The sequence below is a fragment of the Pseudoalteromonas sp. NSLLW218 genome, from assembly GCF_015864775.1.
Taxonomy (GTDB): domain Bacteria; phylum Pseudomonadota; class Gammaproteobacteria; order Enterobacterales; family Alteromonadaceae; genus Pseudoalteromonas.
Map to the genome: position 1 here is coordinate 129,165 of NZ_JADYWO010000008.1, position 13,765 is coordinate 142,929.

The window sequence follows — 13,765 nt, forward strand, 5'->3', positions numbered from 1 at the left end:
GAGTAAATAAGATAATTAACTCTATTTTATTTACTCTGAGCTTAGCGCTATACAATTACGCCCTTGTTTTTTAGCATAGTATAGGGCGTTATCAGCGGCTTTAACAAAGCTAATCTCGTCACTATTTGTATAGTCACTAATGGTATTAATACCCATACTTATAGATAAAAATCCGGTAAAGCTATCCTGGTGCGCAATAGCTAAGTTTTCTACAGCTTTTTGTATTTGCTCAGCTATAAACAACGCCCCTTGCCTATCGGTTTGAGGTAATAAAACAACAAATTCCTCCCCCCCATAGCGAGCCACAAAATCTTCTGGGCGACTAACCGTTGAAGCAATTGTTTGAGCAACATCATATAAACACGTATCGCCAGCCACATGCCCATACCGGTCATTAAATTGTTTAAAATGATCAATATCGATGATAATCATCGACAGCATGCCTTCGCATTCTTTTGCTCGTTCATACTCATGCGTTAGTTTTTCATCAAACCGGCGCCTATTTGCAATTTTGGTTAATGCATCCAAAAAGGCCATATCTCTAAGTATATCCTCCGCTTCTAAACGTTCTGTTGCATCATTAAAAACAGCCAAAAACTCTTCACCTATATCAATCCCTGATATCTCCATCATCACTTGTGTTCCATCACGACAAGACACTCGATAATTATTTGCGGGTATATCGTTATTATTATTTAGTGCCTTTTCAAGTGAGTCTTGCCACAGCTCTTTTGCAAGTGCTCTGTATTGTGGATCTGGATACGCTTTCTCCCACCACGATTTAAGATTAGGTACATCCTCTACCGTATAACCAAAAACATCTACAAAGCGTTGATTAACTTTCAAAATATCACCCGTTTTGGTACACACATTACATACCGGCATTGGCAAAACGGTAAATAACCTAGCGTAGTGACTTATCTCATGTTTGCGCATAGGGTTGAGCGTACTTTGAGGTAAGTAACTCATTGGCATATCACTTTTTTCTATACTAAGCTTTACGTCCATTTCTAAAGCAAAATACCATTCAAGCCACCAGTGCTCTACATGCTCAAGCACCTTTAGCTCAATGTTATTTTTAGCGGTTGAGCCCTTAATTAAACTAAATAACTCATGTACATGGTTTGGTTCTTGGAAAATGTGAGGGTTTTTGAGTTTTATTAACTCATAAAAAAGGTGATAGGCTGACTTTTTAAACTCTGTCGTTTTACTGGAGAGTAATTCACTATCCACAAAATCAGATTCGTTTGTATAGTGTTCAACTAAAGAGTTTATCTTGTTAATTTGATAGGCGTAATTCATATATTCATTCCATTGACTATATATTAAGCGATTTTAAGTGGTTTACATTCATATACTCACCACTATTTTTATTTTGTTAAGTGTATATTTACTCTAGTAGTTTTAAAAGAAAATACTATTAATAAAACTTAATAACTACATGAATTATTCTATAGTCTTAATTTATTAGTAAAGATCACTTTAATATTACTAAAGTTACAGCCTAATAACGCGCTTAAGTCTAGTTTGCTATTTGTTATATAAATAAAATACTGACTAATTCCCCTCTTTGCGTCCTTAGTCTCTTTAAGCACAAACAAAATACATGCTATAATCGCGGCCTTTCCAAGTTAACAGCAATCTGTATAAGCGAAATTATTCATGAGCGAAAATAGTCACATTAAAGTCATTGTTGGCATGTCCGGCGGTGTTGATTCTTCTGTATCTGCATATTTATTACAACAACAGGGCTACCAAGTAGAAGGCCTGTTTATGAAGAACTGGGAAGAAGACGACAATGATGAATACTGTGCTGCCGCTGATGATTTAAAAGATGCGCAAGCAGTGTGCGACAAATTAGGCATTGAGCTTCACACAGTTAACTTTGCAGCAGAATATTGGGACAATGTATTTGAGTACTTTTTAGCAGAGTACAAAGCAGGTCGTACACCTAACCCAGATATAATGTGTAACAAAGAAATTAAATTTAAAGCCTTTTTAGAATTTGCTGCGCAAGCACTCGGTGCTGACTTTATTGCAACGGGACACTATGTTCGCCGTGAGCTTCGCGATGACAAATACGTAATGTGTCGCGGACTTGATAACAATAAAGATCAAAGCTATTTCTTATATACTCTAAGCCATGAACATATTGGCCAAACGTTATTCCCTGTAGGCGATATCGAAAAACCAGAAGTACGCCGCATAGCAGAAGAACAAGACCTAATCACTCACGATAAAAAAGACAGCACAGGTATCTGCTTTATTGGTGAGCGTAAATTTAAAGACTTTTTACAAAAGTTCTTACCAGCACAACCTGGCGTTATCGAAGACACAGACGGTAACAACGTAGGCGAGCACGAAGGCTTAATGTACCACACACTTGGACAACGCAAAGGCTTGTTAATTGGTGGTATGAAGGAAGGTTCTGGTGAGCCTTGGTACGTAGTAGATAAAGACCTTGAGCGAAATGTACTTATTGTGGGGCAAGGTAAAGATCACCCTCGCCTATACAGCAACGGTCTTAACGCAAACCAACTTCACTGGGTAGACCGTATTGGCCCTAAAGGCACCACTCGCTGCACAGTAAAAACGCGTTACCGCCAAGAAGACTTAAGCTGCACCCTACTTGTAGGTGAAGACGGCATGGCCCGCGTATTGTTCGACGAGCCACAAAAAGCAGTTACACCTGGTCAATCTGCCGTATTTTACGCAGAAGATGTGTGTTTAGGTGGTGGTATTATTGACTCGGTGATTAAGTAATGAATGAACACCAAGTCATGGCGCTTGCCGCCATGTGCCAGGCTGCTAAACAAGTTCAAAAAATTGCCCAGTACGGCAACAATAACGAACATGATTTAGAAATCTTACTTTCAAGCATTATTCAAACATCTCCGGCATCGCCAGAAGATGTTTACCAAGGTACTGACAACTTACGTGATGGCTATAAAACATTAATGGCGCAGCTTACTGCTGGCGCTCAAAAAGATGTTGAAATAGTAAAATACGTAGGTGGTTTAATGCAGCTTGAGCGAGCACTCAGTGCTAACGAAAAAAGCTTAAACGAATTAGGTAAACGCATTGATGATATCCATCGTCGTTTAGACCACTTTGCTATTACCGATGAGAGTGTTGTTGCCGGTTTAGCAGATATTTACTCGTCGGTGCTGAGCCCCCTTGGGCACCGAATACAGGTTTATGGTAAACCCGAGTTATTAAAACAGCAGCTCACTCAAAATAAAATCCGTGCATTATTATTAGCCGGCATTAGAAGTGCAGTATTATGGCGACAAATGGGCGGTAAACGCCGTCACTTTTTCTTTGCAAAAAGAAAAATACTCGCCATTGCTAAAACAAAAATTTAACTATCGTTCAAACTAAAATTTAGGAGTTATTATGGAGCTTTCAGCGTTAACGGCTATCTCTCCAGTGGATGGTCGCTACGGCAGCAAAACCACTGAACTACGCAGTATTTTCAGCGAATTTGGCTTAATCAAATACCGCGTAATTGTTGAAGTGCGTTGGTTGCAAGCGTTAGCTGCAGCAAGCGATATTAAAGAAGTACCTGCATTTAGCGAACAGGCTAATGCACTTCTAAACGCCATTGTAGATAACTTCAGTGAAGCTGATGCACAGCGCGTTAAAGATATAGAACGCACTACAAATCACGATGTTAAAGCTGTTGAATACCTACTAAAAGAAAAAGTAGCCGATAACAGTGAGCTCCATGCAATAAACGAATTTATTCACTTTGCTTGTACTTCAGAAGATATTAATAATCTATCTCATGGTTTGATGCTAAGCGAAGCACGTAAAAATGTTTTACTTCCTTATTGCGACGAACTTTTAAGTGCAATTAAAGCTAAAGCAATTGAATACAAAACAATCCCAATGATGACTCGTACGCACGGACAACCTGCTACACCATCAACTATGGGTAAAGAGTTTGCTAACGTATACATGCGTTTAAAGCGTCAACGTGACCAAATTGCACAAGTAGAAATGCTAGGTAAAGTTAATGGTGCTGTTGGTAACTACAACGCTCACCTTAGCGCATACCCAGATTACGACTGGCACACACATGCAGATAAATTTGTATCAAGTTTAGGTTTAACACTAAACCCATTTACTACACAAATTGAACCGCATGACTATATTGCAGAGTTATTTGACGCAATTGCACGTTTCAACACTATATTATTAGATTTTGACCGTGACATGTGGGGTTACATTGCCCTTAATCACTTTAAGCAAAAAACAATTGCTGGCGAAATTGGCTCATCAACAATGCCACATAAAGTTAACCCAATTGATTTTGAAAACTCAGAAGGTAACTTAGGCTTAGCAAATGCTATTTTCTCTCATCTTGCACAAAAATTACCAGTTTCTCGCTGGCAGCGTGATCTTACTGATTCAACGGTATTACGTAACCTAGGTGTTGGTATGGGTTATGCAATTATTGCATACCAATCAACACTTAAAGGTGTAAGCAAGCTAGAAGTAAACGAGCAACGTTTAGCTGACGAGCTTGATCAAAACTGGGAATTGCTAGCTGAGCCGATTCAAACGGTTATGCGTAAGTATGGCATTGAAAAGCCATACGAAAAACTTAAAGATTTAACACGCGGTAAACGCGTAAATCAAGAAATTATGGCTGACTTCATCGATGGTTTAGACCTTCCAGAGCACGCTAAAGTAGAAATGAAAAAATTAACGCCTGCCAACTACATTGGCCGCGCTGTTGAGTTTATTGATGATTTAGTTTAAAAACTAAATTGCTCTTTTAAAAAGCGAAAGGATCATCCTTTCGCTTTTTTTGTTTTAACCTCATTGCACTAACTAGTAGGCATAATGTATGTACCAATTAAAAATAAATAATTTGTCTGAGCAAGAGTTTTTAAGCCATTTTTGGCAAAAAAAGCCGCTTTTAATCAAACAAGGTTTTGCTGATTTTCAAGACCCGCTTGATGCTAATGAACTTGCCGGCCTAGCAATGGAAGAAAGCATAGAGTCGCGTATTATCACCAATCATAAAAATGATTGGCAAACACACCAAGGTCCATTTGAAGACTTTGAGCAGTTAACTGACGATCACTCTACTTTACTCGTGCAAGCAGTTGATCACTGGCATAGCGATGCTGCACAACTGCTAGAACCTTTTAGGTTTATTCCCAACTGGCGCATAGATGATTTAATGATCAGCTATTCAACGCCTAATGGTGGTGTGGGTCCACATTTAGACCAATACGACGTATTTATTATTCAAGGTGAAGGCAAACGTCATTGGCGTGTAGGCTTACCCGATCCAGCACTTAAGCAGTTTGCTCAAAACAAAAAGCTACTTCAAGTTGAAGCATTTGAAGCCGTAATAGATTGCATTTTAGAACCTGGCGATATTTTGTATATTCCACCAGGGTGCCCTCACGAAGGTTACGCTGTAGAAAACGCACTAAATTATTCAGTTGGTTTTAGAGCCCCAAATCAACAAGATTTATTGTCGAGCTTTGCCGATCATATTATTGATACTGAAAGCGGACAAAAACGTTATACCGATCACAACATCACACTAAGAAAATCAAAAGGTGAACTTACAAACCTTGAAGTTGATAAAGTTAAAACACTGATGGCGGCACTTTTAGAAAATGACGATTTATTTAAACAATGGTTAGGCTCAACGCTTAGTCAGCCCAAACATGAAATGGATTTAGCACCAGTAGAGCCTCCATTTACATCAGAGCAAATAAGCGATGATTTAAGTGATGAAGAAACTGTGTTTGAGCGTTTAGGTGGTACGCGTGCTATTTACCAGCAGCTCGATACCGAAGTGCTATTAAGTGTTAACGGTGAAAATCACGCTATGCCATTAACTGACTTAGCGGCGGTAAAACTACTTACCGATAATACTGAGTTTGAAAGTTCAGCATTAAACTTAACAAACCCAAGTTTAGTATTTACTCAAACCTTTACTACACTTGTTAATGAGGGGATCTGGTTTAATATAGACCAAGAATAATAATACCAATTTTATTAGTAATGATGAGCATTTTGCGGCGTAAAATATTATGTATACAGGTTAGTTAAAAATTTTAATTTTACCTGATATTGGCTTAAATAATTTTGCTGCGATTGCTTACTCATTTTAATTTGGTATCAATAGGAGTTTGCAATGGGCTATCTGGTTGATAAAGTTGAATGGGATATAAAAAAAGATATGTTACAAAAAATTCGAGAGCGAGTTTTTGTTTACGAGTTACATATCCCCAAGCACATAGAATTCGATAGCCTAGATAAAATTGCATTACATGTACTTGTCACAGACGATGCAAACTGCCCTATTGCAACAGGTAGATTATGTACAGATGGCTTAATCGGCAGAATAGCTGTATTACCCGAGCATCGTAACCGCAAGGTATATAAATCACTTCTCAATTTTATTGTTGAATTAGCGTCAAACCAAGGTATAGAGGAAGTAAGCATTAATTGTATTTTAAATGAGGTAGAGCGTTTTAAGCGAAATGGCTTTATTCAACAAGGAAATGTTTTTATGGAAGCGGGAATACCTAGGCAACGCATGCAATGCCCTGTTTCAGCGTTTAAAACAACCCCCTTCACACTTGTTCATTAGATAAAGAAAAGGGCAATAAATAAACTACCGCCCTCCACATTATTATTTTAAACTAAACTTAAGTTACCTAAACTACTTTGGTTCATTAGCCCACAGTGGTTCATTATCATACATTTCGTATAAGCCATGTGCTCTATTTATAAGTAAGTTAGCAAAATCTACCTGAGTTTTATCACGCGCGCCTGTACTCATAATTTGATCCGCTTTTAATTGCCACTGCAATGAAAAATAACGCATTGCATCGCGAGCATCTGTAGCTGCACTTACCTCAGCATGATCTGTAGGTAATCGTCCTGTAACTACCCAATATGTTTTACCGTTCTGGGCTTTAAATTTCCACATTGCACAAAGTGGTGCTAAAAATCGGCTGTCTTTATCAACTACTGATTTCGGCATAATGCCTTTTTCGGCTAAATGCTTTTGCGCTGCTTGAAAACATTCCCGTTGCCACTGCATTCTTTGCTCATCAGTTATAACTTGCTCTTTTGCTGTTAACGGCTTTTTTTCTTGTTGTTCCATTTTTAATAACCTTTTACTTCTTTTTTTTACACTCTAAGGGCTTAGTAAATAAGGTGCAAGCATAAAACTCCCATTTGCACCTTAAAGCTCTCTGTTTGCTGTGTTTTTAGGCAAACTATTATTTTATATTGTGATCAAACGAACCTACATCACCCGGAAAAACTACTGGTGACTCAACACCGTCTTTACTAACAGAAGCTACACCAAAGTAATAATTATCAATTACCACATTTTCAAGCGTATATTTTGAAACATTACCCACGTATTTACTAAACTGCCATTGGGGCTCGCTCGTATAACGCCAATAAATTTTATAGCCAGCAATGTTCTCGTCATCATTTTTCGCCCATGAAAAAGAAGTGTTAGCAGTAACAGCGCCCGTTATTTTAACTTCTTTTGGCGGCGCGGGTGCCCACGCCATAGACGCCATAGTTACTGCATTAAGTGAGGTTAGCTTAGCCGTATAGTCAAAATCAACACCTTCAATGGTATCACCATACTCAACACCATCTTCAGTGCGTAAATCTTGATGCTGACGATCGTAGTGCTCATTAGTTTCCATAATACGCACTGCAGCAAAACCTGCGTCATTAAATGGACGATGATGCCCACCACGGCCAAATCTATCTAATCGATATACAAGCATTGTATCTAAATTAGGAATGTATCTGTCAGCAATAGTGTCTATGTAGCGAGCTAAATTACGACTCGCAGAATCAACTTCACCACCTGTAAAGCGACGAGTATTAGCTTGCTTTTTAGTTTCAACAACACGGGTACCTTCTGAAAATATGCGTGCAGTCGTGTTATCAGTTACGCCATTAATACCGGTAATATTGCCAATCATATCGTTGTTTAAAACGCCATGAACTTGCCAGTCATGCTTTTGTGCATAAGCCGTTAATATTTTACCGCCAAACAAACCTTGCTCTTCGCCAGAAAGCGCCGCGTAAACTACTGAACCGTTAAATTTGTATTTACTTAAAACACGAGCAGCTTCTATTACACCAGCTACACCTGATGCATTATCATTTGCGCCAGGAGAGTCGCTAGTAAAATCCATAACATCACTTACACGTGAATCTATGTCACCCGACATCATCACCATTCGATTAGGCTCGCTTGATCCGCGTTGAATAGCCACTATGTTAACCACTTCAACAGGATTAGGAATACGTTTTTCGCCCGATATAGTGTCCTTTACTTCAATAATTTCCAGGCAACCACCACACTGTGCCGATATTTTTTCAAATTCTTTTTTTATCCAGCGCCTAGCCGCACCAATACCTCGAGTATCCGATTTAGTATCTGAAAGCGTATGACGAGTACCAAAATCCACCAGCGTTTGAATATCACTACCAATACGGGTAGCCGACACTTCACTTGCTATGTCATGTAACTTTTGTTGGTCGGTATATTGTAATTGTGTTTCACCATGTGCTGATAATGCAAGTGTGCAGGCACCTGCAATTGCAGTAAATTTAAGTAACGTTGTTGTGATTTTCAAAGGTGTTTTAAGCATCTATTAGCTCCTAATTATTATAGTGTAACCATTACCTAAGTAAGATTTTATGGCAATACATTTGAGGTAGATGCAGAAAGGAGCACGCTAAAGCGCATTTACAAGAGGTTACTAGGATAGTAAAAAGCCCACTACCTTGAATGGGTACTGGCCAAAATTTATTATGCATATTTTTAATAAGTGGTTTTAATATCAAATTCTTTTAAAAAGGCCTCATGTCCCCCTAAGCTTGCTAGCACACCAGCAGAAAACATAAATATTAATACAAATGCTAAACAGATCAAAAACTCCGAACTATTTTCAGGATTAATATAGTAGTTAAGTAAAAAACCACTCAAGACACCTATAAAAGCAATTTTGCTAAATAAAAAATAACTTGGGATCTCAAATGCCCAAACAGAGGTGTTGTTTACAAACTGCCTATATCCATACGTCATAAAAGCCAACAGACCAATAATACCAATTGCAAAAGTAGTCACTGTGGTCAGTGCGCTCATGTTTTTATAAATAAGCACATACCCTAATCGTAAAGAATAGATAAATACTGCAAACCATGCCAAAACAGCAGGCCCTAAAATTAATCCCATTTTCAATCCTTGAATAACGTCTAACTAATTAATTGCTAATACAATATTATATTTAGAGGTTAAATTACAAACCTTGTTACACAATAATCTATTATAAAGTGTGTTTTTCATGGCACACTATCATTGTGTTTATATAAATAGTTTAAGTTATGCGCCAGCTAAAAGAAGATACAGTTAAAAGTAACCTTATTGAATCGCAGCAAAGTGCATACGGTCCCGTATGTGTGTACCAAAATAAAGAATATCGTTGGCTAACCCTTGCACAAAAGGCCAATGATGACATAACTATTCAAGGTGTTATGAACCTAACACACCCTGAGCAAGTAATCGTACCTGTAAACCAGTGCATGCTGCTGTTTTTACTTAAACCGGTAGATACACTAAACATATTAAATCTAGGTTTAGGCACTGCAGGGTTTGAGCGAATTATGTATCACTTGCAAAGTAGTACGCCTTACATAAAGACTATAAATACATTTAAGACGGTAGAAATAAACCCAAGCATTGCTTTAATTGCTGCTCAGCACTTTAAGTTACCAATTAAGCACAGCAGCTATTTACAATGCGCCGAGCAATATATTTCGCAATGCTCTGATCACTTTAACGTGATCACTATCGATATTTTTAGTGGTGAATATCATCAGCCTTTTTTAACCAGCGATAGCTTTTGGCAAAACATAAACCGCTGTAGTGAGCCAAGTACTCAAGTAATCATTAATTTAAACCCGCAAACTGGCAAAGAGTTGCAAATGCTTTTAGTGCTTTTAAGGCAACATTTTAAGTGCTTAGCGATAATAGAGTTTAACGAATACAAAAATATAGTAATCATACTAAGCCAGCAAACATTAATGCACATAAACGTTGATGAAATACAAAACTCACCTGTGTTTATAAATTTTGCGCCAAACCTTTATAAAAGTATTAACAGTATTTACCACATTGAATAAAATGCGTTACCGCCCAGGTTCATGTTTTTCATAGCACGGTAAGCTTGTTTCTAGCTGCTCCCAGTTAGCTTTAGACGTAACAAAATTATGCGATAATACCTGCTCAGTAATATCGCTATCGAGTATTCCTAAACGAATTCGTATTCTGCTTTTGTCATCATTGTTGCTACTGTAAACCGGCGAGCCACAACCTTTACAAAAGTAACGAGTGCGCCCTGGTTTAAAACTAAATTCACTAAGTAGTGCTTGCCCTTTGATTATTGTAAAGTCATCTATATTTACAAAGCCATTGGTTGCAAATGCAGTCCCGCTGTTTTTTCTGCACAGTGAACAATGACAATGGATTATGCTGGTTATACAACCCGACACTTCAACACTTACCTCACCGCACAAACACGAACCCGTATACATATAACATCCTAACTATTAAATTATTTTAAACTCAGCTGAAATTTGCTGAGTTGATTTAATGGATAAGTTTACTGGTTAATTTTTTGAATGGAATAATAATTTTTATATCTTCGCAGTTCCCACGCCATTACGTATTGCTTTAATGATTGACATAAAAACATTAAATTGGTTACATAACTCTCAATAAAAACTATAGCCAAAATTTAAATTGGTTAACCAAATATCAATAATATTACGAGAGCCAATTATGTCTTCCAAACACATTTTAATTCTATGTTTGTTTAGCACGCTATCAGCATGTTCAACCATTCAAAAAAGTACATCGAGCGATTGGCTGCTTATTGATAATTTTGAAAACTCTCTTAGCGACTGGCAGAGTGTCGATACGCAAAATGAAACTAAACCACAGGTTAAAAACCCACAAATAACGGTTATACAACCAGAACAAGCACCTACATCTACATCTACATCTACATCTACATCTACATCTACATCTACATCTACAAATCATTATTTACTAAAAAAGCCTGCACGCGATGGCATTGTTGGCAATCGCAAAGCGCTTTCTTATACAAAGCTTCCACAAGCGGTTGAAGTCGGACAAACCTACACATTTTATATACGTATAAACGTGGCTGCTTTTCCTAATAACCATGCTTTTGGGTTAAGCAACCTCACGCCAGAGCTAATTAATAAACATGCGTACGATGCGTTTGAGCCTACGCTTCGCGTAACCGATAAAACAGAATCAAACGGACTTGTAAACGATGGCGCATTAATGGTTAAAACCGGCAATGGGTATAGCAACATTCAAAACTACACAACCAAACAATCGGCCAAGCCACTGCTAACAAATACATGGTACGACGTGTGGTACGTTGTTAATAACGCAGCAGCCTCAAAGCAAGGTCAGCAATACGATGTTTACGTAAAAGGCGGTGAATTTAAGGAGCAAACACTGGTGTATAAAAATGCACAATTTAGAATGAAGCGCGAACAACCTCTTATATACTTTTTAGCAAATTGTAATACAGGCCCGATTAAAAAGCCTTACGGAAATGGTGGCCTCAGATATGACGATTTATACATGAGCAAAGGCACAAACCTAAATAACCCAATGCTATAAAAGTAAGTAAAGTGCTTTTTTGATGCTCTTTTTGACTTAGGTTTATATAAATAATGCTCTAGTATATTCACAATTAATACCTTACAAACCTGCATTTAAAAACACTTAAATGGTATGATACGCATCATTATTTGCCATTTAAGTTTTTAAAATGTATCGATTATTTGAAAAAATGACAAAAGCATTTCCTGAGGACCAACCCACTCAGCCGCCTTCTACTTTATTTGCTTTTTGCCGTCACTACACCAAAGGAATGGAGCTCTCGCTGCTGCTAATGTCAATCAGCGCCGCCATGCTCGCTATTTTAGAGGTTTCTTTATTTAGCTACATGGGCCAACTTGTGGATTGGTTAACCGCCTACACACCCGAAACCTTGTTTGTAGAGCAAAAGTCAGAACTTATCAAAATGGCTGTTATGCTATTAGTTGTGCTGCCCGTTGTTGTATTTTTTCATTCTGCTATTTTGCACCAAGCATTACTGGGCAATTATCCCATGTCGATTCGCTGGTTAGCGCATCGTTATTTACTGCGTCAAAGTGTTAGCTTTTATCAAAATGAATTTGCAGGAAGAATAGCCACTAAAGTATTACAAACCTCTTTAGCTGTTCGCGAAACCGTTACAAAGCTACTCGATGTATTAATGTACATAGTGGTTTACTTTGGCTCTATGGTGTTTTTAGTGGCCGAAGCTGATTGGCGGTTAATGATTCCGCTACTGGTTTGGTTAGTTTTATACATTTTCGTGCAGCTTTACTTTGTACCGCGTCTTAAAAAAATTGCCAGCTCACAAGCAGATGCTCGCTCAGAAATGACCGGTCGAATTGTTGATAGCTACACAAATATTTCTACTATTAAGCTGTTTTCGTATACCCAACGTGAAGAACAATACGCAAAACAAAGCATGGATGTTTTTTTGCAGCCGGTGTACAAACAAATGCGCTTGGTCACCAGCTTAAACTTTGTTATTCAAAGCTTAAATTACCTATTGGTATTTTCGGTGGCTGCGGTCTCGCTTTACCTATGGTCACTTAGCGCAATTAGCGCAGGTGCTATTGCAGTGGCTGTTAGTTTAGCACTTAGGTTAAACGGTATGGCGCAGTGGATCATGTGGGAAATAAGCAGCTTATTCGAAAACATTGGCACCGTAGCCGATGGTATGAAAACACTTTCTAACCCTATTGAAGTTGCCGATAAACCAAATGCCGATACACTTAACGTAAGCCAAGGTGCCATTGAGTTTAACAACGTACACTTTAACTACGGAAAAGCTGCAAACGAGACTAATCGCAGCCCAGTAATGAATGGTTTAAACTTAAATATTAAACCTGGCGAAAAAATAGGTTTAGTCGGTCGCTCTGGTGCAGGTAAGTCAACACTTGTTAACTTACTACTGCGTTTTTACGATACCGACTCTGGCACAATAAAAATTGATGGTCAAAACATCACAGATGTAAGCCAAGAAAGCCTACGCCGTTATATAGCGATGGTTACGCAAGATACGTCCCTGCTACATCGCTCAGTAAAAGACAACATTTTGTACGGTCGCCCTGATGCAACGCAGGCTGAGATGATAACCGCTACTAAACAAGCTAAAGCACTTGAGTTTATAAATGACTTAGTAGATAGCAAAGGTAACAAAGGCTTTGACGCACAAGTAGGCGAGCGCGGCGTTACTCTTTCGGGCGGACAGCGTCAGCGTATTGCTATTGCACGTGTGCTACTTAAAAATGCACCCATACTTATACTCGACGAAGCCACCAGCGCACTCGACTCAGAAGTAGAGGCAGCAATTCAGGCAAGCCTTGATGATTTAATGACAGGCAAAACAGTCATCGCGATAGCGCATAGGCTCTCAACCATTGCACAAATGGATAGATTAATTGTACTTGATGATGGCGGCGTAGTTGAGCAAGGCACTCATGAAGAACTAATCGCTAAAGGTGGAATTTACGCAGCTCTATGGACACATCAAACAGGTGGGTTTATAGGCGTCGATTAGCCATTAATATTGCCTTACTGTAGACGTGA

General features: G+C 38.4%; 13 protein-coding genes. 8 read left to right on the top strand and 5 right to left on the bottom strand.

Features of this window, described 5'->3' with window-relative positions:
• Positions 1-30 precede the first annotated feature (30 nt).
• Entirely contained in the window at positions 31-1,302 is a 1,272-nt protein-coding gene (locus I6E80_RS13735; protein ID WP_197185764.1) for a sensor domain-containing diguanylate cyclase, read from the bottom strand.
• Between the two features lie 360 nt (positions 1,303-1,662).
• Here I6E80_RS13735 and mnmA point away from each other — a divergent pair, with 360 nt between their 5' ends.
• From mnmA to I6E80_RS13760, 5 genes are all read left to right on the top strand, one after another.
• Positions 1,663-2,763 (top strand): tRNA 2-thiouridine(34) synthase MnmA, encoded by a 1,101-nt coding sequence (gene mnmA / locus I6E80_RS13740; protein ID WP_007375708.1) that lies wholly within the window; start codon positions 1,663-1,665, stop codon positions 2,761-2,763.
• On the top strand, positions 2,763-3,365 hold the full coding sequence (gene hflD, locus I6E80_RS13745; protein ID WP_024597927.1) for a high frequency lysogenization protein HflD: 603 nt from the start codon (positions 2,763-2,765) through the stop codon (positions 3,363-3,365). The genes mnmA and hflD overlap by 1 nt, the downstream gene beginning before the upstream one ends.
• Before the next feature lie 31 nt (positions 3,366-3,396).
• The gene (purB, locus tag I6E80_RS13750; protein WP_024597928.1) at positions 3,397-4,767 is read left to right on the top strand and encodes an adenylosuccinate lyase; all 1,371 of its coding nucleotides are present in this window, start codon (positions 3,397-3,399) and stop codon (positions 4,765-4,767) included.
• Between the two features lie 88 nt (positions 4,768-4,855).
• A complete protein-coding gene (locus tag I6E80_RS13755; RefSeq protein WP_170070816.1) occupies positions 4,856-6,013 on the top strand; it encodes a cupin domain-containing protein in 1,158 nt (385 codons plus the stop codon).
• Between the two features lie 153 nt (positions 6,014-6,166).
• The gene (locus tag I6E80_RS13760) at positions 6,167-6,625 is read left to right on the top strand and encodes a GNAT family N-acetyltransferase (protein ID WP_024597930.1); all 459 of its coding nucleotides are present in this window, start codon (positions 6,167-6,169) and stop codon (positions 6,623-6,625) included.
• A gap of 72 nt (positions 6,626-6,697) precedes the next feature.
• Here I6E80_RS13760 and I6E80_RS13765 read toward each other — a convergent pair whose 3' ends face one another.
• The 3 genes from I6E80_RS13765 to I6E80_RS13775 form a co-directional block, all read right to left on the bottom strand.
• A complete protein-coding gene (locus I6E80_RS13765) occupies positions 6,698-7,144 on the bottom strand; it encodes a DUF4826 family protein (protein ID WP_024597931.1) in 447 nt (148 codons plus the stop codon).
• Between the two features lie 118 nt (positions 7,145-7,262).
• Positions 7,263-8,666 carry a M28 family peptidase gene (locus I6E80_RS13770; RefSeq protein WP_197185765.1) on the bottom strand — a complete coding sequence of 468 codons (1,404 nt, stop codon included), beginning with the start codon at positions 8,664-8,666 and terminating at the stop codon, positions 7,263-7,265.
• Between the two features lie 173 nt (positions 8,667-8,839).
• Entirely contained in the window at positions 8,840-9,253 is a 414-nt protein-coding gene (locus I6E80_RS13775) for a hypothetical protein (protein ID WP_024600444.1), read from the bottom strand.
• A 149-nt stretch (positions 9,254-9,402) separates the two neighbouring features.
• On the opposite strand from I6E80_RS13775, the gene I6E80_RS13780 reads away from it, so the two are divergent.
• Positions 9,403-10,200, top strand: coding sequence for a hypothetical protein (locus I6E80_RS13780; protein ID WP_197120923.1), 798 nt, complete (start codon positions 9,403-9,405; stop codon positions 10,198-10,200).
• Between the two features lie 6 nt (positions 10,201-10,206).
• On the opposite strand, the gene I6E80_RS13785 is transcribed toward I6E80_RS13780, so the two are convergent.
• The gene (locus I6E80_RS13785; RefSeq protein WP_197185766.1) at positions 10,207-10,611 is read right to left on the bottom strand and encodes a GFA family protein; all 405 of its coding nucleotides are present in this window, start codon (positions 10,609-10,611) and stop codon (positions 10,207-10,209) included.
• 247 nt (positions 10,612-10,858) lie between these two features.
• Between I6E80_RS13785 and I6E80_RS13790 the strand changes: the two genes are divergently transcribed.
• Both I6E80_RS13790 and I6E80_RS13795 read left to right on the top strand, forming a co-directional pair.
• Positions 10,859-11,737, top strand: coding sequence for a hypothetical protein (locus I6E80_RS13790; RefSeq protein ID WP_197185767.1), 879 nt, complete (start codon positions 10,859-10,861; stop codon positions 11,735-11,737).
• A 151-nt stretch (positions 11,738-11,888) separates the two neighbouring features.
• The gene (locus tag I6E80_RS13795) at positions 11,889-13,736 is read left to right on the top strand and encodes an ABC transporter ATP-binding protein (RefSeq protein ID WP_197185768.1); all 1,848 of its coding nucleotides are present in this window, start codon (positions 11,889-11,891) and stop codon (positions 13,734-13,736) included.
• Positions 13,737-13,765: the final 29 nt, after the last annotated feature.

Bases quoted from the DNA above. Each gene is read 5' to 3' on its own strand.
- I6E80_RS13735 (WP_197185764.1), bottom strand. From the start codon at position 1,302: ATGAATTACGCCTATCAAATTAACAAGATAAACTCTTTAGTTGAACAC.
- mnmA (WP_007375708.1), top strand. From the start codon at position 1,663: ATGAGCGAAAATAGTCACATTAAAGTCATTGTTGGCATGTCCGGCGGT.
- hflD (WP_024597927.1), top strand. From the start codon at position 2,763: ATGAATGAACACCAAGTCATGGCGCTTGCCGCCATGTGCCAGGCTGCT.
- purB (WP_024597928.1), top strand. From the start codon at position 3,397: ATGGAGCTTTCAGCGTTAACGGCTATCTCTCCAGTGGATGGTCGCTAC.
- I6E80_RS13755 (WP_170070816.1), top strand. From the start codon at position 4,856: ATGTACCAATTAAAAATAAATAATTTGTCTGAGCAAGAGTTTTTAAGC.
- I6E80_RS13760 (WP_024597930.1), top strand. From the start codon at position 6,167: ATGGGCTATCTGGTTGATAAAGTTGAATGGGATATAAAAAAAGATATG.
- I6E80_RS13765 (WP_024597931.1), bottom strand. From the start codon at position 7,144: ATGGAACAACAAGAAAAAAAGCCGTTAACAGCAAAAGAGCAAGTTATA.
- I6E80_RS13770 (WP_197185765.1), bottom strand. From the start codon at position 8,666: ATGCTTAAAACACCTTTGAAAATCACAACAACGTTACTTAAATTTACT.
- I6E80_RS13775 (WP_024600444.1), bottom strand. From the start codon at position 9,253: ATGGGATTAATTTTAGGGCCTGCTGTTTTGGCATGGTTTGCAGTATTT.
- I6E80_RS13780 (WP_197120923.1), top strand. From the start codon at position 9,403: ATGCGCCAGCTAAAAGAAGATACAGTTAAAAGTAACCTTATTGAATCG.
- I6E80_RS13785 (WP_197185766.1), bottom strand. From the start codon at position 10,611: ATGTATACGGGTTCGTGTTTGTGCGGTGAGGTAAGTGTTGAAGTGTCG.
- I6E80_RS13790 (WP_197185767.1), top strand. From the start codon at position 10,859: ATGTCTTCCAAACACATTTTAATTCTATGTTTGTTTAGCACGCTATCA.
- I6E80_RS13795 (WP_197185768.1), top strand. From the start codon at position 11,889: ATGTATCGATTATTTGAAAAAATGACAAAAGCATTTCCTGAGGACCAA.